At 33.7% G+C, this 18,193-nt stretch carries 18 protein-coding genes; 1 reads left to right on the top strand and 17 read right to left on the bottom strand.

Translation table 11 applies throughout. The features are described 5' to 3' along the window. Positions 1 to 84 precede the first annotated feature (84 nt). The 5 genes from ACFPM4_RS02075 to ACFPM4_RS02055 form a co-directional block, all read right to left on the bottom strand. Positions 85 to 864: a hypothetical protein gene (locus ACFPM4_RS02075; protein WP_382347135.1), complete on the bottom strand. Its 780-nt coding sequence runs from the start codon at positions 862 to 864 to the stop codon at positions 85 to 87. Positions 865 to 910: 46 nt separating this feature from the next. Further along, positions 911 to 1,288, bottom strand: a complete 378-nt coding sequence (locus tag ACFPM4_RS02070; RefSeq protein WP_382347133.1) for a GntR family transcriptional regulator — start codon at positions 1,286 to 1,288, stop codon at positions 911 to 913. Positions 1,289 to 1,668: 380 nt separating this feature from the next. Further along, positions 1,669 to 2,679, bottom strand: coding sequence for a Gfo/Idh/MocA family protein (locus ACFPM4_RS02065; protein ID WP_382347130.1), 1,011 nt, complete (start codon positions 2,677 to 2,679; stop codon positions 1,669 to 1,671). A 25-nt stretch (positions 2,680 to 2,704) separates the two neighbouring features. Beyond that, positions 2,705 to 3,040 (bottom strand): cupin domain-containing protein, encoded by a 336-nt coding sequence (locus tag ACFPM4_RS02060; protein ID WP_144927913.1) that lies wholly within the window; start codon positions 3,038 to 3,040, stop codon positions 2,705 to 2,707. Positions 3,041 to 3,206: 166 nt separating this feature from the next. Next, on the bottom strand, positions 3,207 to 4,001 hold the full coding sequence (locus ACFPM4_RS02055; RefSeq protein WP_382347126.1) for an HAD family hydrolase: 795 nt from the start codon (positions 3,999 to 4,001) through the stop codon (positions 3,207 to 3,209). A gap of 154 nt (positions 4,002 to 4,155) precedes the next feature. Here ACFPM4_RS02055 and ACFPM4_RS02050 point away from each other — a divergent pair, with 154 nt between their 5' ends. Beyond that, complete coding sequence (locus tag ACFPM4_RS02050) at positions 4,156 to 4,494, top strand: YqzG/YhdC family protein (RefSeq protein ID WP_382347123.1); 339 nt, start codon at positions 4,156 to 4,158, stop codon at positions 4,492 to 4,494. On the opposite strand, the gene ACFPM4_RS02045 is transcribed toward ACFPM4_RS02050, so the two are convergent. The 12 genes from ACFPM4_RS02045 to frlD all read right to left on the bottom strand — a co-directional run bounded on the left by ACFPM4_RS02045 (position 4,495) and on the right by frlD (position 18,179). Then, entirely contained in the window at positions 4,495 to 5,277 is a 783-nt protein-coding gene (locus tag ACFPM4_RS02045; RefSeq protein ID WP_144927922.1) for an ABC transporter permease, read from the bottom strand. A 5-nt stretch (positions 5,278 to 5,282) separates the two neighbouring features. Continuing rightward, the gene (locus tag ACFPM4_RS02040) at positions 5,283 to 6,086 is read right to left on the bottom strand and encodes an ABC transporter permease (RefSeq protein WP_144927925.1); all 804 of its coding nucleotides are present in this window, start codon (positions 6,084 to 6,086) and stop codon (positions 5,283 to 5,285) included. Next, a complete protein-coding gene (locus ACFPM4_RS02035; RefSeq protein WP_382347118.1) occupies positions 6,083 to 7,060 on the bottom strand; it encodes an ABC transporter ATP-binding protein in 978 nt (325 codons plus the stop codon). The genes ACFPM4_RS02040 and ACFPM4_RS02035 overlap by 4 nt, the downstream gene beginning before the upstream one ends. Before the next feature lie 354 nt (positions 7,061 to 7,414). Next, the gene (gene crcB, locus ACFPM4_RS02030; protein WP_382347115.1) at positions 7,415 to 7,777 is read right to left on the bottom strand and encodes a fluoride efflux transporter CrcB; all 363 of its coding nucleotides are present in this window, start codon (positions 7,775 to 7,777) and stop codon (positions 7,415 to 7,417) included. After that, positions 7,774 to 8,154 carry a fluoride efflux transporter CrcB gene (crcB, locus tag ACFPM4_RS02025; protein ID WP_144927934.1) on the bottom strand — a complete coding sequence of 127 codons (381 nt, stop codon included), beginning with the start codon at positions 8,152 to 8,154 and terminating at the stop codon, positions 7,774 to 7,776. Before crcB (ACFPM4_RS02025) ends, crcB (ACFPM4_RS02030) begins: the two co-directional genes overlap by 4 nt. A gap of 63 nt (positions 8,155 to 8,217) precedes the next feature. Beyond that, positions 8,218 to 10,620 (bottom strand): EAL domain-containing protein, encoded by a 2,403-nt coding sequence (locus ACFPM4_RS02020; RefSeq protein WP_382347111.1) that lies wholly within the window; start codon positions 10,618 to 10,620, stop codon positions 8,218 to 8,220. Between the two features lie 26 nt (positions 10,621 to 10,646). Next, the gene (locus ACFPM4_RS02015) at positions 10,647 to 11,816 is read right to left on the bottom strand and encodes a beta-ketoacyl synthase N-terminal-like domain-containing protein (RefSeq protein WP_382348135.1); all 1,170 of its coding nucleotides are present in this window, start codon (positions 11,814 to 11,816) and stop codon (positions 10,647 to 10,649) included. 195 nt (positions 11,817 to 12,011) lie between these two features. Further along, complete coding sequence (fabF, locus tag ACFPM4_RS02010; protein ID WP_318281133.1) at positions 12,012 to 13,253, bottom strand: beta-ketoacyl-ACP synthase II; 1,242 nt, start codon at positions 13,251 to 13,253, stop codon at positions 12,012 to 12,014. Between the two features lie 57 nt (positions 13,254 to 13,310). Next, the gene (gene htpG / locus ACFPM4_RS02005; protein WP_382347108.1) at positions 13,311 to 15,191 is read right to left on the bottom strand and encodes a molecular chaperone HtpG; all 1,881 of its coding nucleotides are present in this window, start codon (positions 15,189 to 15,191) and stop codon (positions 13,311 to 13,313) included. Between the two features lie 386 nt (positions 15,192 to 15,577). Next, positions 15,578 to 17,068 (bottom strand): sodium:solute symporter family protein, encoded by a 1,491-nt coding sequence (locus ACFPM4_RS02000; RefSeq protein WP_144927956.1) that lies wholly within the window; start codon positions 17,066 to 17,068, stop codon positions 15,578 to 15,580. A 2-nt stretch (positions 17,069 to 17,070) separates the two neighbouring features. Further along, entirely contained in the window at positions 17,071 to 17,250 is a 180-nt protein-coding gene (locus ACFPM4_RS01995; protein WP_144927959.1) for a hypothetical protein, read from the bottom strand. A gap of 149 nt (positions 17,251 to 17,399) precedes the next feature. Then, a complete protein-coding gene (frlD, locus tag ACFPM4_RS01990; RefSeq protein WP_144927962.1) occupies positions 17,400 to 18,179 on the bottom strand; it encodes a fructoselysine 6-kinase in 780 nt (259 codons plus the stop codon). Positions 18,180 to 18,193: the final 14 nt, after the last annotated feature.

Below are 18,193 nucleotides of genomic sequence, written 5' to 3'. Positions count from 1 at the left end.
CCTCCACTTAAGTAATATTAGCCTTTTAAAATAGTAATGAGATATGTTCTTTCATTCTACTAAATGACATAACTCCCCTCCCATTTATGAAATTGCCGATTTTTTAATTAATCTAATACTTCGCCAAACGAAAAATACACTAACTAAAAATGAGATTGTGCAAGTAACGACTACCGAGCTGGTTTCTACGCCAATATATATGATTTCATTCAAATACTTCTGAATTACGTTGAAAATAAAAAGAAAAACTACTAATATTAACGCAAGTCCCCAGTACCTTTTACTACGCTCACATAATGCTGCGTAAAAGAACCCCGTAAGCACGGTTATTACTAAACTAATGGATGATAAAATACCAAGCCATGTTATTGGAAACAATAAACGGAGATGATGAGAACGTATGAATGCAAGAAATAGGCCATTATTCATTATTGCTTTTCCGTTGCTGATTTCTGCTACTTTTGCTGAGACCAAATCATAACCAATAAAAATACTTATTAAATGGGATGTTAAAAGCATAAGTAAACAAATAATTAAAACAATTAATTTCGCAAAATAAAGCGCTTCCCGTTTAATCGGCAAAGTGAGATACGTAAAAATACTCTTACTGCCCCAATAGGCTTTATAAAAATTGACTAAGAATAATGTGATAATAGCGATAAATGAGATGAAAAATAATATAAAACTTCCAGATTCAGCATAAATATGTTCAAACCGCTTGTAGAGTGATGGATCATATTCGCTGTCTGTAATACTGTTCAATAGTAAAATATTAGTGAATACAATTGAAATACTACAAATTATTAAACTTGGTACGAACATTCTACTAAATTCATAGTTTATTAACCGATAAAATGAACGCAAGAAAACTCCTCCTCTGTATTATAGGTGTAATACACGATTGTCAAAATTATGCCTCTTCCCATAATTCACTAAGTAAGTCGATGACCTTTTTAAATGACAAATTAACATCCTTTGCAGAGTGTATGAAATTTAGAACGAGTTCTTCGGTCAGTTCTTCTTCGATTCGTTTAAAGATTTCTTCGTTAAAATAAATAATACTTCCCTGGTTCCCACTTGTATGTACATAGCCCTCTTCTTCCATAAGTCGAAACGCTTTTTGTACCGTGTTGGGATTGATATTAAGTTGTGCTGCTATTTCTCGTCTTGATGGGAGTTTATCACCGCTTATGACTTTTTTCAGGAGGATCTGCCTTTTTACATACAATGCGATTTGTAAATACACGGGGTCTTTATTATTCAAGGATAAGTTATAGAATTTTAGCACAAAAGCTTCACCTACCTCATTTCTTATGTGTATTATATGTGTAGTACACGAAAGGTGTCAATCTATATTATGCAGGTGCTCTCACATATATTTCATTTTAATAATAAGCTCTGTTAAACTCTGTTGTTGATTTCCGCTCCTGTACACTCGCTTTCCGCGGGCACGGCCTCAGCTAACTTGGCAAAGAAGAATGCTTTGCCAAGTGGATCTTCGGCTCGTGCTGTTCCCGCAGGAGTCTCGTGTACATCCGCTACAATCAACTAAGTTGTTAACAACAATAAACTTTAATAGAGTCTGACAATAATATGAAATATACGTGAGATAATTTGGTGCCGTACTTTTTCTCTGTAATACACTTTTTTAAAAAACAATGTCATTTTTTAAACAATAGCAGTTGGAGAAATTCCCCTTTGCTCTTTCGAAGACGCACTTGTTGCGAAAAGTGCTGCTAGTGTTTTCAAATTATCTACTCCAGATGTTATAGGTTGGAAATCTTCTCTTATAGCTTTTGCAAAGTGAGCTAAAGAGCCGTGTATTCCATCCGGTGATTCAAATTCTACATTAACTTTTGTTTTGTGTTGGTTAGCATCTACAACGTAAACACCATAACCATCACCTAGGTCATCTAAATGAATAGATCCTTGTTCACACTGCACGCGCCAAACGCCTTCCCAAGGAGTGATTTTCCCCTTAGATATTAAACTTCCTAAATAAAATATTGGAAGTCCGGATTCTAACTCATAAGTTGCCTGTACATTAGGATCACCAATATACCCACTTTCCGGTTCATTCCATGTTTTACCGTTTACTGATGAAATATTGGAATCGAATAGAAAACGCATCATATCAATATGGTGTACTGCCATCTCCAGTAGCATATAATCTTCCATTTCTCGCTGATATGGTCTTCCGTTATGATCAAAGAAAAATTCTGTCTGAACAAAAGTTGGATCTCCAACAACTTTATCTGTAATCGTTTTCTTTAATGTGAGCACTGAATGGAAGAAGCGGTAATTTTGATTTACCATTAGTTTAAGCTTCCTACTAGAAGCAAGTTCAACTAATTCTTTAGCTTCCTCTATTTTTAATACAAATGGTTTTTCTACTAATACATGTAAATTGTTTTCTAATGCTGCTTTACAAATTTCGTAATGTGCTGGTGAAAAAGCTGAAACGAAAACTGCATCCGCTTCTAATTGTTGAAATGCTTCCTCATAATCTGTATAACAATTTGTCTGTGCTACCTTTAACACGTTAGATACATATTCTAAACGCTCCGAATTCATTTCCACAAGTCCTGCATATTCATAATCTGGAGATGGAATGATAAAATCTTGTGCGATAAAAGTTCCCATTCCACCAAGTCCTACTTGGATTAGTTTTAATTTCAATGAAAATACCTCCTCTCGTCATATATTAAACTTCTGTTGTTTTATCACGATATAAGTAACCTATGGAACCTCCTGGTGGTAATACACCATAAATATAAACCGCTGTCATTTTTTCTGTAACAATTAGTGAATGTTCATCACCTTCTTTTGTTAATACTAAATCACCTGGTCCAATTTCATAAGTATCTCCTTCTGTTGTGCAAATTCCACGTCCACTAATGATAATCCAATATTCATTACAAGAATGGTAATGTAATGGCACCTCTTGCCCTACTTCTAAATGATTAATTCCATAATGGTTAATCTCTGACCAATTTGGGAACTTTTCTAATTCTTGATCATTGACACGAATTACTGGCATGTGAACTCCTCCAAATAAAGTGAATTGTCTTAATATAGACAATTATACTTCATATATTCTTAAAAAAGAATGAATAAATAGAAAGAAAAAGGGAATGTCTAGTAAAGGACACTCCCTCTATTTGTTTATGAAACTTTGATTTTTGAATTTAAATAAGAAATGCCGATTAGACAATCTTACGTAATTCTTCTAATATATCAAATAATCCTTCCAAATGATTAATTTCATATGTTGGTACTACTTCTGTTCTTTCTTTTTGGTGTCGGTTGATCCAGACGGATTTAATACCTGTTTGATTTGCTCCAAGGATATCAGTCATTAAATTATCTCCAACCATGAGAACTTCGTCTTTATCTACTTCCATTAGTTGTAATGCATGTTCGAAAATGGAAGGATCTGGTTTCCCTTTTCCAAATCCACCGGAAATAACGATTTGATCAAAGTATGGAGCAATTTCTGGTGTGATCGTTAGCTTAGTGTTTTGTAAATCTGGGGAGCCATTTGTTAATAATAATAGCTTGTAATTATCTTTCAATCTATCTAATACGGAAAAAGATTCATCATAAACAAATGGTAGATTTCTACGTTCTTGCGGGAATCGTTCCGCTAACTCGTGTCCAAATGCTTCATCATCGATTCCTAATGCTTTTAGCCCTTCTGTCCATGCATCTTTACGATATTGTGGCACAATGTCTTTCATTTTTCTAAATTCATCATGATCATCTAAGAAGTTGCCCCATAATCCCTCAAACGGATTAATTCCAATCATTTGTGTAAATGCATAAGTTTCATAGCTAGAATAAAGTTTTCTTGCTGCTTCGCGAACTGCTTCCTCTAATTCATCTAGATCTAGACCATAGCGTTCCTGTGCTACTTTACATGTAGCAACGAATGCTTCTTTTACACTTTTCTGGTCCCAAAGAATTGTATCATCCAAATCGAAAAAAATTGCTTTAATCATGTTGGCCCTCACTTTTATATGTATTTACATGTATTTTACCATGAGTAGAATAAAAATCATCTACTAAAGTCAGATAAATAGAAAATTAAGTTTTTTGACATGAATAGTGGAAATTAATATCACAAATACTAAAAAGAAAAAGAAGGTTATCTAAATGCAAATTATCCTCCCTTTTACACTAGCAAGTTTTATTTTCGCATCCAGTCTTCTACCAGTAATTACTACCACTAATCAAGATGCAGTATTGAATGAAGTACCTTCATATGCAAAATGGGGTCGACTAGCAATGGCGAATGTGAAAGCAAAGTATCCCAATGCGCAAATCATTGATTATTTACACATTGGGAGAGATACTGGTGCAAGTTCTTCTACAGAAAAATTCAAATTATGGTTAAGAGAAAATAACCGTGAATTTGGTGTTTTCGTTGATATTGAATTTGAAAATGAAACAGAACAAGTAATACAAATAAATTATCGAGAAACGACACGTTAATTATGAGCCTGTTGAGCAGTAATGTCTTACACCGATTTTCCAGACGAATATACAAGGAATAATGAACATAAAACCTGCAATTGGTGCTAACATGTATGGAAGTGCATTTCCTTCATGTTTATCTAGTAAATACATGAGCGGTAAATAGTTAACAGTGCCAAAAGGAATGACGAAAGTGAAGAATTTTGACACCCATTTATGATATATATTGAGTGGGTATTGTGCCATTTCTCTTCCTCCGTCTGTAAAAATATTCACTACCTCTAGTCCTTGTATCGTCCAGAAACATAGGGTTGCTGCTAAAATAAATATTCCTGTAAATATGGCGCATCCACTAGCAACCATTAGGAATAGTACACTTATTTTCGTAACGTTCCAATCAATAGGAAGATTTACAACAGCCCAGGTAAGTACGATGACACTTTGTATTAATCGTCCGAATCTAGTAAATTCAAATTTTGATCCTATTACTTGAATCATCGTCCCTCTTGGTCTGACAAGTATACGATCGAAATTCCCTTCTCTAACAAGACTTGAAAAGGAATCGAATCCACGAGCAAAACATTCACTAAGTGCAAATGCCATATGAATAATCCCAAAGGAAAGTGCCACTTCATAAAATGTCCAACCTTTAATTTGTCCAAATCGATCAAATAATAAATAGAGACCCGCGAAAATTGTAAAGGGAATGAAAAATTGACCGATTGATAATAAAATAAAGGAAGTACGATATTGCATTTGCGACTTAAATAATATCTTTAAGTATTTGAAGAAAAGAACCATTTCTATCATCCACCTTGTATAACAACTTTTCGTAATACACTTTTAAACGCAAAATTTCCTAAAAGAATAAGGGCCACTAACCATATTAATTGTGCAAGAATACCAATAATTGCTTCAGATGTAGGTATATGTCCTGAATACACACGGAATGGAAAGTCAGCAGTATAGTGAAAAGGTAATAAATATACAATGTTTTGGAGCCATGTAGGCATTAAAGGAACTGGAATTACTGCACCTGCAAAAAATTCACCTAACACACTGAACATTAATAATGATCCCACAGGAGACATCGTAATAAATACAGAAATATAAATGAACATGGAAATGGATACAAGAATTAATAAACCAAGTGTAAGTGTAATTACAAATAATAGAAATGTTGTAACAGACGGCGGGACTGTCATTTTATATGGTTTTGGTAATAAAAAAATAATAATGAAAATTGGAAAGCACCTTAGTATTGCGCTCGATAAACGTTGAGCAAGTAGCTTTGCATACCAGAATCCGTATAACCCAGTTGGTCTACAAAGTTCATAGGCAATATTTCCTGTTGTAATTAAATCAAAAAGTTCACTATCACGAAACCACAACATGATAAATGATAGAAAAGCTTGTTGTAGCCATATATAAGTGATTAATTGTGTTAACGACATTGGTGGCGCTTGTGTTGTATGTGCGTAGAATGCCTCGAAAATCATAATAAACATAAAACCAAAGAAAAATTGTGTAGCTACACCTGCAATTGCAGCTGTCCTATACTGTAAGCCATTCATTAGTCGAAGTTTTAATACGGATACATAAGCATTCATATTTGAAACTCCTTATATAATTCAACAATTATTTCTTCAATAGGCTGTGCATCAATCGATATATCCACTAATTCTACTAAACTAGAAATCTCCGTAATGACGTCTGATATCATCGTTTTCTCCGTATCTATACTAAGAATTGCTCTTTCGGATGATTGTGATATCACTTCCGTTCCATATATATTACGAAATTGTCCTGTCCCTCGAAAATCAACTGTCATCATCTTGTTAGATCCATACTTTTTCCGTAACTCATTTAATTTGCCGTCATAAAGCAGATTACCTTTCCCAATTAAAATAACTCGATCTGCTAATGCTTCAATATCATTCATATCATGGGTTGTCAGGATAACAGTAACACCCTTCTCTTTATTAATCGTTTTAATAAATTTCCGCACGGCGATTTTGGAAAGGGCGTCTAATCCAATCGTCGGTTCATCCAGAAATAAGACACTAGGACTATGTAATAGTGATGCAGCAATTTCACAACGCATTCTTTGTCCAAGACTTAATTGGCGAACAGGTGTGTTAATAATATTTTTCAAATCTAGTGTTTCAGTTAAAAGCTTTACATTAGCTTCATATTCAGAGAGTGGAATTTTGTAAATATCTCGGAGTAGCTCAAATGAATCAATTACTGGTACATCCCACCATAATTGCGATCGCTGACCAAATACGACACCTATATTTTTCACATACTCTACTCTTTCTTTCCATGGTGTAAATCCTAATATGCTACATGTACCAGAATTAGGTACTAAAATCCCACTCATAATCTTAATGGTTGTCGATTTTCCTGCTCCATTTGGTCCTATATAGCCTACAATTTCACCAGGTTGAATTGAAAAAGAAATGTCACTAAGCGCATGAACGGTTGTATGCTCACGATAAAAAAGCGCTTTCAATGAATTTCTTAATCCACTAGAACGCTTAGCCACTTTAAAAGACTTACTTAATCCATTTACTGTAATCAAGCAGTTTCTCCTCCTTTTATTTGCAATGAGAATGAAAATAATATCATCCGCTAAAAGGAATGTCAACTATATTTTAGAAAATAATGAAATGAGTTAAATATCTGACTGATAGCAAAAAAAGACATGAGCTATATCCATTCGGAATCACTCATATCTTTTAAAATAGCTTTATTAAACTCTGTTGTTGATTTTCGCTCCTGTACACTCGCTTTCCGCGGGCACGGCCTTTGCTAACTTGGCAAAGAAAACCGCTTTGCCAAGTGGATCTTCGGCTCGTGCTTTTCCCGCAGGAGTCTCGTGTACATCCGCTACAATCAACTAAGTTGTTAACAACAATGAACTTTAACAGAGCCTTTAAAATAAAAAATAGCCACCTGCAGCAAATAAAAGTCCTAATATGATGGAAGTAACTATATATGAGACAGCTAATCGTAGATTTTTAGCTTGTAAAAGTGTAATAACTTCCATCCCAAATGTAGAAAAAGTTGTATATGCACCACAAAAGCCAATACCAAAAAAGTACCAAATCCAATCATTAATTTCTTTCTCTACATACATATTTGCTAGTAGTCCAAGAAGCAAAGAACCAGAAAGATTAATGATCCATGTGTTAAATGGAAAAGTTAATTTATTTGAAAACCGATTTGTCATCCATTGCCCGAATAGATATCGCACAACAGCTCCAATCGAACCACCTATCCCTACTAGCCAAATCATCGGTTCTCCCCCACTTTGAATCCTACCAATTTATATCCTATATATGCTGCCAAAATTCCTAACAAAATACTAGCACATACATAGACAATAGCAAATATATATAACTGATTTTCTAGTAGTTGTATTGTTTCGATGGTGAAAGTAGAAAAAGTAGTAAACGAACTAATAAAACCAGTACCAAATAGTAATGAAATAAATAGATGTTTGTTTTTATTTAACTTCAGCGTAGTTAATAACCATCCTAGCAAGAAACAGCCTACTATGTTAATCAACATTGTTGCTATCGGAAATCCGCTATGTGATGGGAACCATCCGCTAACCATATACCTACAAATGGATCCAAGGAATCCTCCGATAAATACGATAAATATTTTCATTCAAATCACCAAATTAAACTATAAAGCAAAAAAATAACCACCACAAGATACAATCTTAACTAACTACAAGTTCAACTCTCTAGTTTGTAGTTTTTTAAACGATTTATTAAATTCTTTTTGTATTTCATCTGCTGATTGTGGATGCCCTATATAATAACCTTGGGCTAAATTACAAGATGTACTAAGTAAATATTGAAACTCGGATTCGGTTTCTACTCCTTCAGCAATAACATCTAAATTTAAGTGCTGAGCCATCGATAAAATAGTAACTACAATCGCCGTATTTTCCTTATTAGTTAAAATACCCTTTAAGAAAGATTGATCAATTTTTATTAAATCAATCGGATATTTTTGCAAATAACTTAAAGATGAATAACCTGTTCCGAAGTCATCTATTGAAATAGTCACGCCTAATTCTTTTAATTGATGAAGTTTGTTAATTGCAATCTGAGGGTCACTAATTGCGATTCCCTCTGTAATTTCTAGTTCAAGATATGTTGCTTCAAGATTTGTAGCAGCTAGTACTTTCGCGACAGTATCTACAAAATCAGCCTCATTAAACTGTTTTATCGATATATTGACAGCCACTTTTATTTTATTAAATCCAGCATTTTGCCATTGTTTATTTTGTCTACAGGCCTCTGTTAACACCCATTCTCCAAGTGTTTTTATTAAGTTTGTTTCCTCCGCAATTGGAATAAATTCAGCTGGTGAAACAGTTCCAAGTTCTTTGTTATCCCACCTAATTAACGCTTCTACACCTGCTACTTTCATTGTTTGTAAGTCTAACTGAGGTTGGTAATATAATGTAAGTTCATCATTTTCAATCGCAGATCTCAACTGTTTTTCTACAGCAAGTTTTCGTTGTAAGTAATGGTCTATACCAGCATTAAAAAATTGATAATTATTCTTACCAGTCTCTTTAATATGGTACATTGCTGCGTCAGCATTTTTTATGATTGTTTTTGTATCTAATCCATCATCTGGATAAACGCTAATTCCAATGCTCGGGGTGATGTATAAGCTGTTATTATCAACTTGTATTTGTTGGTTGAATATGTCTAAAATTGTTTTAGCTAAAACCTCTACTGATCGATAGTCGCAATCAGCATAAATAATTGTAAATTCATCTCCCCCGATTCGATACACTTTTACTTTGTTATCTACTACTAACTTTTGAAGTCTACTCCCCAATTGTATTAGCAATTGATCTCCAATATCATGTCCAAGTGTATCATTCACAAATTTAAAACGATCAAAGTCAATAAAGAATACACCTATCTTTGATTGATTATGTTCGTTGTTAATTAACAATTCCAAGTCATTATTAAATAAACGTCGATTAGGTAACTTTGTTAAATCATCTAGATAAGCCATTTTTCTAATTTTAGTTTCTTGCTCTTTTAAAGCTGTAATATCTGTTGCAACTCCCAATAATAATATGTCTTCAGATTTTTTTATCGGAATTTTATATGAATTTACCCATTTTTTCTGACCGTCTACTTGGATAAACTTTTCCTCAAACAGATGAAGTGTGTCAACATCATATATATCTTCATTACTAATTAATGATTGATTTGGTTGAATTGTATTAATTGTTTTTCCTATTATTGCTTGAGGATTGGATCCGTACAATTCAGCGAAAGACTTATTTACAAGTGTAAATACCCCTTCTTGATTAACGGCATAAATAAAGTTTGGGTTATGATCTATGACTGTTTGTAAAAAGTTTTTGTGTGTATCTAATTGTTGATTAACTTTTTTAATCATATTCATATTGAAACGCAACGAAAGTATGAAAACAGTTGTAGCAAAAAATAGAATTGCTACACCACTATAATAAAGTCTTGATTCAGGATAGAAGTTTAATCTACCGATACCATAGCCTAATAATGCTAAAACCATAAAAGCTACTAGAAACGATTTATATTCACTATTATTTAACTTCCATGCAATTACCACACAGGATAATGCTCCAACTAAAAACAAAGAAACATTCGCGATAAATACCCATGAAAGGGATCCATACACTGGAAAATAAAAATTAGAAAATTTTTCGGAATGAATGATTGTATATTCAGCAATTCCATGTTTGGTCCATCCAACTACATACGTAATTAAACCTAGCAAGTAAAAAGCAATTACAACATATTTATTTATAATTATTGTCCAACGAATATTATCTTTATCTTTAAGACTTAATGAAGCAATTGTATAGGCAATGTACATTAAGGTAGGGGTTAACATGATTGGTCCAATTCTAAATAAGCGAAATAAAATATCCATTATTTCAATTGGTAATATTTGATAAGTAAATAAGAGGGATACATCGAATTGCCATAAACTAACAAAAAGAAATAATTGAAATAATGCAAATGTTAACCTTTTATTGTCAATCATTTTTAAAATGATAATTCCCATGAAAAGAGGTAACGTTGCGATTAATGAATATATTGGTAACTCCATTTTTTCACTCCCAAATTATTTGAGCACTAGTATTTATTGACTAGTATGCACGTGTTATTACCACCATTTCCGTGTGAAGTAATTGCAACCTTCTCAACATCAACATATTTTGTTTCATAGACAATCGGTAATTGTTCATAACCATCACCTCTTGTGAACATAGTTTTAGGGATAAAGTTATGCTCTATTGTAATCAGTGCTGAGATTACTTGAATTGCTCCCATGGCACCAAATGTATGTCCAAACAATCCCTTAATAGATGTGATAGGTACTTTATTTCCAAATAGCTGCTGATGAACAGTTGCTTCGATTGAGTCATTGACTCTTAGTCCAAGCGCCTGACTATTAATATATGTTGGAACTTCATCCAGAATTGTATTTTGTAATGCATCTAGCATTTGACTACCTGTCATATCTGATTGAAACATTTCTAACCCATCATTGTTGGAATATGTTCTTGCAATTACTCCATAAATTTGTGCTTGACGCTGTAGAGCATCTTCTTCTCTTTCAAGTACCAAAACACCAGCACCTTCTGACATTACAAATCCACTACTTTGATTTGAAAACGGTACACCAGTTTCACCGATTCTTTTATTGAGTTCAATCTGTTTTAATTTATGAAACCCGAATATACTCCACATATCTACAAATGCATCTGCTCCACCGACAATACACACATCTGTTTGTTTACTTTCTAATAGTAGTTTGCCCAGCGCAATAGCGTCTGAGCTTGCTGTACATCCAGTAGTAATGGTATGAACAGGTCCTTTAACTCCGAAATGTGAAGCAATAGCGGATGAAACTACATGTGGATCTCCAAAATTAATACCATGAATAGGGTATTTTCGATACTCGTCTCCAAGTGGAGCGATTTCTCTCTGGATTTGTTGTAAACCACCAACTGAAGTTCCCATTACAATGGATATTCTTTTACGATCAATCTTCGAAATTTTGGCCATAGTTACTGCATCATCAGCCGTTTTGATTGCAAGTCTACTTACTCGAGGGTAACGTTTATAGTTCTTCTCATTTATAATTAAGTAATCATGTGGTATTTTTCCTGCAACGATAGAAGAATCGTTTAGTCCAAAGTCTTTTATCTCTTCAAGTGTACAAATCCCTTGCTCCAAATTATTCTTAAGTTCTTCTATATTATTAATACCTGGTGCATTAACACCGAAGCCTGTTATCACGATGTTCAATATTTCACACACTCCAATCTAAAAATAGATGAAAATGAAAATCGAGATAATAATAGAATCGACAATAATACTATTTTACAATAATTATAATCGAGAGTAATATGTTACTTTTTGGTAATTACCTCATTAAAAATGCAAAAAAAAGTTAGAAATTCTCGTAAAGAATTTCTAACTTTTGGATAAAAATTATTGGTATTTCTTAAATAATAAAGTAGCGTTATGTCCTCCGAATCCAAATGAATTGGATATTACAACTTGTATATCTGCTTTTCTTGCTTTGTTTGCAACATAATCAAGAGTTAATTCCTCATCTGGTGTCTCATAATTAATAGTTGGAGGCATAATTCCATCCTTTATTGCAAGCAATGAGAATATTGCCTCAATTGCTCCAGATGCACCTAATAAATGACCTGTCATTGATTTCGTTGAACTTACAGCTAGCTTATTAGCATGATTTCCAAACACTTCCATGATTGCCTTTGACTCATTTAAATCATTATAATATGTGCTCGTTCCATGCGCATTAATATAATCGATTTGTTCTGGAGTAACGTCAGCATCTTCCAATGCCAATTTCATTGCACGTTGCCCACCTTCTGCGTTTGGTGCAGGAGTCGTAATATGATAAGCATCTCCTGTTGCACCATAACCAGCAAGTTCTCCATATATTTTAGCACCTCTAGCTAGCGCATGTTCTAACTCTTCTAATATTAACATCCCTGCTCCTTCAGCGATGACAAACCCGTCACGATTTTTATCAAAAGGACGACTTGCTTTATTTGGATCAGGATTAGTAGATAAAGCTCTCATATTGGAAAAACCAGCAATTGTCATTTCCGTAATGGTAGCTTCTGCTCCACCTGCAATCATCATATCTGCATGGCCATTTTGAATAACCCGAAATGCATCACCGATTGAATTCGCACCAGATGCACATGCAGTTACAGAGCAGTTATTAATTGCTTTTGCACCAAATTCGATGGAAACCCTTCCTGCAGCCATATCTGGAATGAACATTGGAATAAGAAATGGACTTACTCGTTTTGGTCCTTTTTCAATAAACTTTTTATGTTGTTCTTCAAATGCATCTAATCCACCAATTCCAGATCCAATCCAAACGCCAATTCTCTCAGGGTCTACATTTTTTCCTATTTCTACATTTCCATCTTCTAACGCCATTTTACTTGTTGCTACCGCAAATTGAGTAAAGCGAGCCATTCTTCTTGCTTCTTTTGCATCCATAAATGCATCGGGATTAAAATCCTTTACATTGGCAGCGACTTTTACATTGAACTTTTCTTTATCTATTGTTGTTAATGGCTTAATTCCGGAAACACCATTTTTAATATTTTCCCATGCAGTCGAGGCATCATTCCCAACTGGAGTAATAGCCCCTATCCCTGTAACGACTACTCTTTTCTTCATAATTCCTCCCAATACACTGTAATTGTATTTTTCCATACCCAACAAATGATGTTCCAATCATTAAACCATTATTTTACATATATCATTTGTGAAATCGACAGGATCATTAATTGGTAATCCCTCGATTAATAGGGCCTGATTGTAAAGTAAATTTGTGTATAAAGCTAACTTATCTTTATCTGTTGCTAGTGCTGTTTTTAAGGATTGGAAGACGGAATGGTTTGTGTTAATTTCCAATACTTTATCTGCTTTAACATTTTGACTATCTGGAATGCTGTTTAGTACTTTTTCCATTTCAATCGATATATCCCCTGCGGAAGAAAAACATACAGGGTGTGACTTTAAACGTTTAGATGCTTTAACATCTTGCACCTTGTCTGCCAATATTTCTTTCATGGCAGTAAATAATTCTTTGTTTTCTGCACTTTCTTCCTTATTATCATTATTTGTATCTTCATTATCTAGTCCTAAGTCACTGCTTGATACAGACTTAAATTCTTTTTCTTTATAGGTCATTAACATCTTAATCGCAAATTCGTCTATATCTTCCGTAAAATAAAGTATTTCAAATCCTTTATCTGCGACTAATTCAGTTTGTGGTAATTTTTCGATACGTTCGTTTGTTTCCCCAGTAGCGTAATAGATGTATTTTTGATCTTCAGGCATTCTCGAGATATACTCGTCTAATGTCACTAGTTTTTTCTCTTTGGAGGAGTAGAACATTAGTAAATCTTGTAACATGTCTTTATTGCTACCGTAATCACTGTAGACACCGTATTTCAATTGACGACCAAATGCTTGGTAAAATTTCTCGTATTTTTCACGATCATTTTTCAGTAAATTTAGTAGTTCACTTTTAATTTTCTTCTTAATATTTTTTGCAATTAATTGAAGCTGACGATCATGTTGCAAAATTTCTCTGGAGATATTGAGGGATAAGTCTTCAGAGTCTACCATCCCTTTAACGAAGCTAAAATAATCTGGTAGTAACTCTGCGCATTTATTCATGATTAAAACTCCGCTTGAATACAGTTCCAATCCTTTTTCATGTTCTTTTGAATAATAATCAAACGGAATATTTTCAGGAATAAACAATATAGCATTGTAACGAATAGTTCCATCAACACTTATATGACTATACGTAAGAGGCTTATCAAATCCGTAATGCTTTTCATTGTAAAATTTCTCGTAGTCCTCTTCTGTAAGCTCGTTTTTATTTTTCCTCCAAATAGGTACCATACTGTTTATAACTTGTTCTTCTTGGACTGACTCAAATTCATCCTCTTTTCCTTCTTTTGGACGGCTAACCGTTACATCCATTTTGATTGGGTAACGGATGAAGTCTGAGTATTTTTTAATAATTGCTTTTAAGCGATACTCGTCCAGGAATTCGTCAAACTTATCTTCGTCTGTATTCTCTTTCAAGGATAAGATAATTTCAGTACCAACAAGCTCTTTTGTAGCTGGCTCAATTGTGTATCCTTCTGAACCTTCTGATTCCCATTTATACGCTTGATCGGAATGTAAAGATTTACTAATAACAGTGACCTTATCTGCCACCATGAATGCAGAATAAAATCCTACACCAAATTGTCCAATAATTTCATGCCCATCTTTCACTTCATTTTCGCGTTTAAATGCTAAAGATCCACTTTTTGCAATAATACCTAGATTATTTTCTAATTCTTCTTGGGTCATACCAATTCCGGTATCTATAATTGTTAATGTACGTTTTTCTTTGTTTGGAATAACTTTTATGTAGTAGTCTTCTTGATTAAAGGTTAACGATTCATCTGTAAGTGCTTTGTAATAAATCTTATCGATTGCATCACTTGCATTAGATAGCAATTCTCTCAAAAAGATTTCCCTTTGTGAATAAATAGAATTTACCATCATGTCTAATAATCTTTTTGATTCAGCTTGGAATTGTTTTTTTGCCATTATATCCTCTCCTTTTAGTACAATCATACTAGCACTATTAGTTAAGTAGCAAATGTTTAGCACTCCCTTCTATCGAGTGCTAACCCTAATGAAATAATTAACACATATTACAACAGCTGTCAATACAATTCCAATCATGAGAACGTTACTGTAATAAAATAAGATTGGGACATAGGAATATAGATTATATTAAAAAACCGAACTATCATTTTATATAAAATCAAGATAGTTCGGTTTGATATTTTGTCTTCAAAGTGCTGTTTACACTGGATGAGACTATCATTTATACAATATTAAAGGAATCAGCATTGTGTTTACTCTAGAGGTATAAGTACATTTACATTGTTCGGATGTACATTCTGTTATGACATATCCCCTAAAAAAGATTAATTGGACGCTTTTGTTTTCTTGTTAATTTTGCTAAGTTCTGTTCTAACGTATGTTAAAAACTCATTTGCTTTTTCTGTTGGAGCTTTTGTTAGAAGACTCACGATAATAAATAAGACTGTTGAGATAAATAGTCCCCATAAGCCCGACGCCAGGTCCAATGGTTTAACCTTTGCAAGTTCTAAATATATAACAACTAGACCACTAACAATCACACTAACAATTGATCCTGCAGCAGTCCCTCTTTTCCAGAAAAAGGCGCCTATAATAGAAGGAACAATTACAAGTAACCCAGCAGAAGCTGCCACAGACAATACAGCGATTAAGCTAATATTTGATTGTGCAAAAAGAAATGCTAATAATGCTATAACAGGTATAAAGATTTTTCCTACGAGTAGTTGTTTACTATCATTCCTTGTATTTGAAATGTTTCCATACACATCTCTAGCAAATAAAGAAGATAAAGTTAATAAAATGGAATCAATCGTAGAAACAGCTGCTGCTAAAATTCCAACCATTACTATTACTCCAAGAATAGGAGGTACTAATTCACTAGATAGAATTTTAGGTGTAGCTAAGTCTGCAGTTTCTAAATCTGGGAACATGACAACAGCAGAGAATCCCCAAACTACAGAAACGATTGTATATATAAAACCAAATATCAAGAAACCCATAAGCATTCTTCTTAAGCTTTTCAAAGAAGATGGCATAAATAACCTTTGACTAACTTGCGGATTCGAGATGCTAAAGAAAAACCATGGAATCGTTAATCCTAAAAATGTTAAGAAGTTAAAATATCCATTCCCTGGAACAGTTAACCATTTAGGATGTTCCGTTTGTAAAGTATCGAAAAACCCTGTAAATCCGCCTAATCCTTTAACAATCATTATCACAACTAGTGTAGAAGTAATAATCATAAACATTGCTTGTAAGGAATCAGTCCATGCAACAGAACGTATACCGGCAATATAAGAAAATACTATTGCTAAGATAGTTGCAATAATTACCCCAGTAGAGAAAGAAATTGCATTATTTGTCATCCCGGATAATAAATAGCCTACTCCCGCTAGCTGTACGGCACTGTAAGGAATAAGAAAAATACAAGAAGCAATCGATGCAACCATCGCAACTTTTTTATTATTATAACGATCGCCAAGCATTTCTGATGGTGTTACATAACCGTATTTTTTTCCTACTAGCCAAAATCTTGGCCCAAAGAAAGCAACTAACGAAACTCCCATGAAATAAATGATTTCAAAACCAAATGCACCAACACCACCTGCATAGGTTAAACCTGCTAATCCAACTAACATAAAGGCACTATATGTTGTAGCGCTGTAACTAAGTGCAGATACAAAACCGCCAAGTTTACGGTCCCCTAAGAAATAACTTTCCATGTTATTTTGCTTTCCACGTCTAGATAAAAATGCAATAAATAATGAAAGAATAATATAAATAGCAATAGTCCACCATACCATATTAGTACTCAATGTTACTCACCCCAGTTCCTTGTGAAAAGATAATTAATGAAGATGATGATGATTGCAAGTAAGGTCCATATTAAAAAACTACCATACCATGCTTCCACATTAGTTAGAACGGTATATGGCAGAATATATCCTAACAAAATAACTACTAGGATCAAAAGTGCCCACTTAAGTTCTCTATTCATCGTTTTACCCACATCCTTTGTGAAAAAGTTAACTTTCTAAAATTAACTTTAATTATACATGATAATTAACAGCTGTAAAGACACTAGTTTAATATATTTTTTCCTGAAAAAAACTTCAATGTTATATAAACATTGAAGCTTTCATATGATTACCAGGCACCGAAGTATTGAATTGTCTTACTAGCATTTTTTGCACCAGCTTTCAGCGCTTCATCTATATAGTCTCCCCTAGAAATTGCAACCATAAACCCAGCAATAAAAGAATCTCCTGCACCTAATGTGTCTACTACTTCGGCTTCACAGATGCCACATTTATAAAATTTCCTTCCATCAAAGGCAATACTACCGTTCTCCCCTAAAGTTGCTACTGCTGCTTTAACTCCGTGTGCACACATTTTTTGAAGTATGTTTCGTATCTCATCATCCTCTTGAGAGTAAGAGATGAACCCATAATCGATATTTTGTGCGATTTCTAAAATTCTGTTTACATTCTTCTCTGTTGAAAAATCATAGGATATTATCGATGATTTTTTGATTTCCTGAAAGTAGCTTTCACATTTACCACCAACTGCTGAATGGACGTATGGAAATTTTTTAATGTTAGAGATTTCTTGCTCTGACAAAGAAAATGTAGCAAATACACCTTCTACAAAACCAACAAATTTTCGCTCTCCATTGTCTAATATAATTTCCGTAATAGACGTTTCTCCTTGCTCCTCTTTTATCAAAGAAGTATCTAACTTTTCTTTTTTTAAAGCATCAATAATTATCTTTCCATTTTCATCATTTCCAATAACACCTAAATAGGCAGATTCTACTTCTAATTGCTTTGCATATACAGCAAAATTCAAAGCATTCCCACCTACATATTTTTGCTTCGTTTCTATGTAATAATCGATACAATTGTCTCCGATTGCGATAAAGTGCATTTTCTCTCCCCCAA

The organism is Lederbergia graminis (assembly GCF_042655485.1).
Lineage (GTDB): Bacteria > Bacillota > Bacilli > Bacillales > Bacillaceae_C > Lederbergia > Lederbergia graminis.
Note: the sequence above shows the minus strand (reverse complement) of the source record. Positions and strands in the feature narration are given on the sequence as shown.

Coding starts and splice junctions, on each gene's coding strand:
- ACFPM4_RS02060 (WP_144927913.1), bottom strand. CDS start 3,040: ATGCCAGTAATTCGTGTCAATGATCAAGAATTAGAAAAGTTCCCAAAT.
- ACFPM4_RS02055 (WP_382347126.1), bottom strand. CDS start 4,001: ATGATTAAAGCAATTTTTTTCGATTTGGATGATACAATTCTTTGGGAC.
- ACFPM4_RS02050 (WP_382347123.1), top strand. CDS start 4,156: ATGCAAATTATCCTCCCTTTTACACTAGCAAGTTTTATTTTCGCATCC.
- ACFPM4_RS02045 (WP_144927922.1), bottom strand. CDS start 5,277: ATGGTTCTTTTCTTCAAATACTTAAAGATATTATTTAAGTCGCAAATG.
- ACFPM4_RS02040 (WP_144927925.1), bottom strand. CDS start 6,086: ATGAATGCTTATGTATCCGTATTAAAACTTCGACTAATGAATGGCTTA.
- crcB (WP_382347115.1), bottom strand. CDS start 7,777: ATGATTTGGCTAGTAGGGATAGGTGGTTCGATTGGAGCTGTTGTGCGA.
- crcB (WP_144927934.1), bottom strand. CDS start 8,154: ATGAAAATATTTATCGTATTTATCGGAGGATTCCTTGGATCCATTTGT.
- ACFPM4_RS02020 (WP_382347111.1), bottom strand. CDS start 10,620: ATGGAGTTACCAATATATTCATTAATCGCAACGTTACCTCTTTTCATG.
- htpG (WP_382347108.1), bottom strand. CDS start 15,191: ATGGCAAAAAAACAATTCCAAGCTGAATCAAAAAGATTATTAGACATG.
- ACFPM4_RS01995 (WP_144927959.1), bottom strand. CDS start 17,250: ATGAATAGAGAACTTAAGTGGGCACTTTTGATCCTAGTAGTTATTTTG.
- frlD (WP_144927962.1), bottom strand. CDS start 18,179: ATGCACTTTATCGCAATCGGAGACAATTGTATCGATTATTACATAGAA.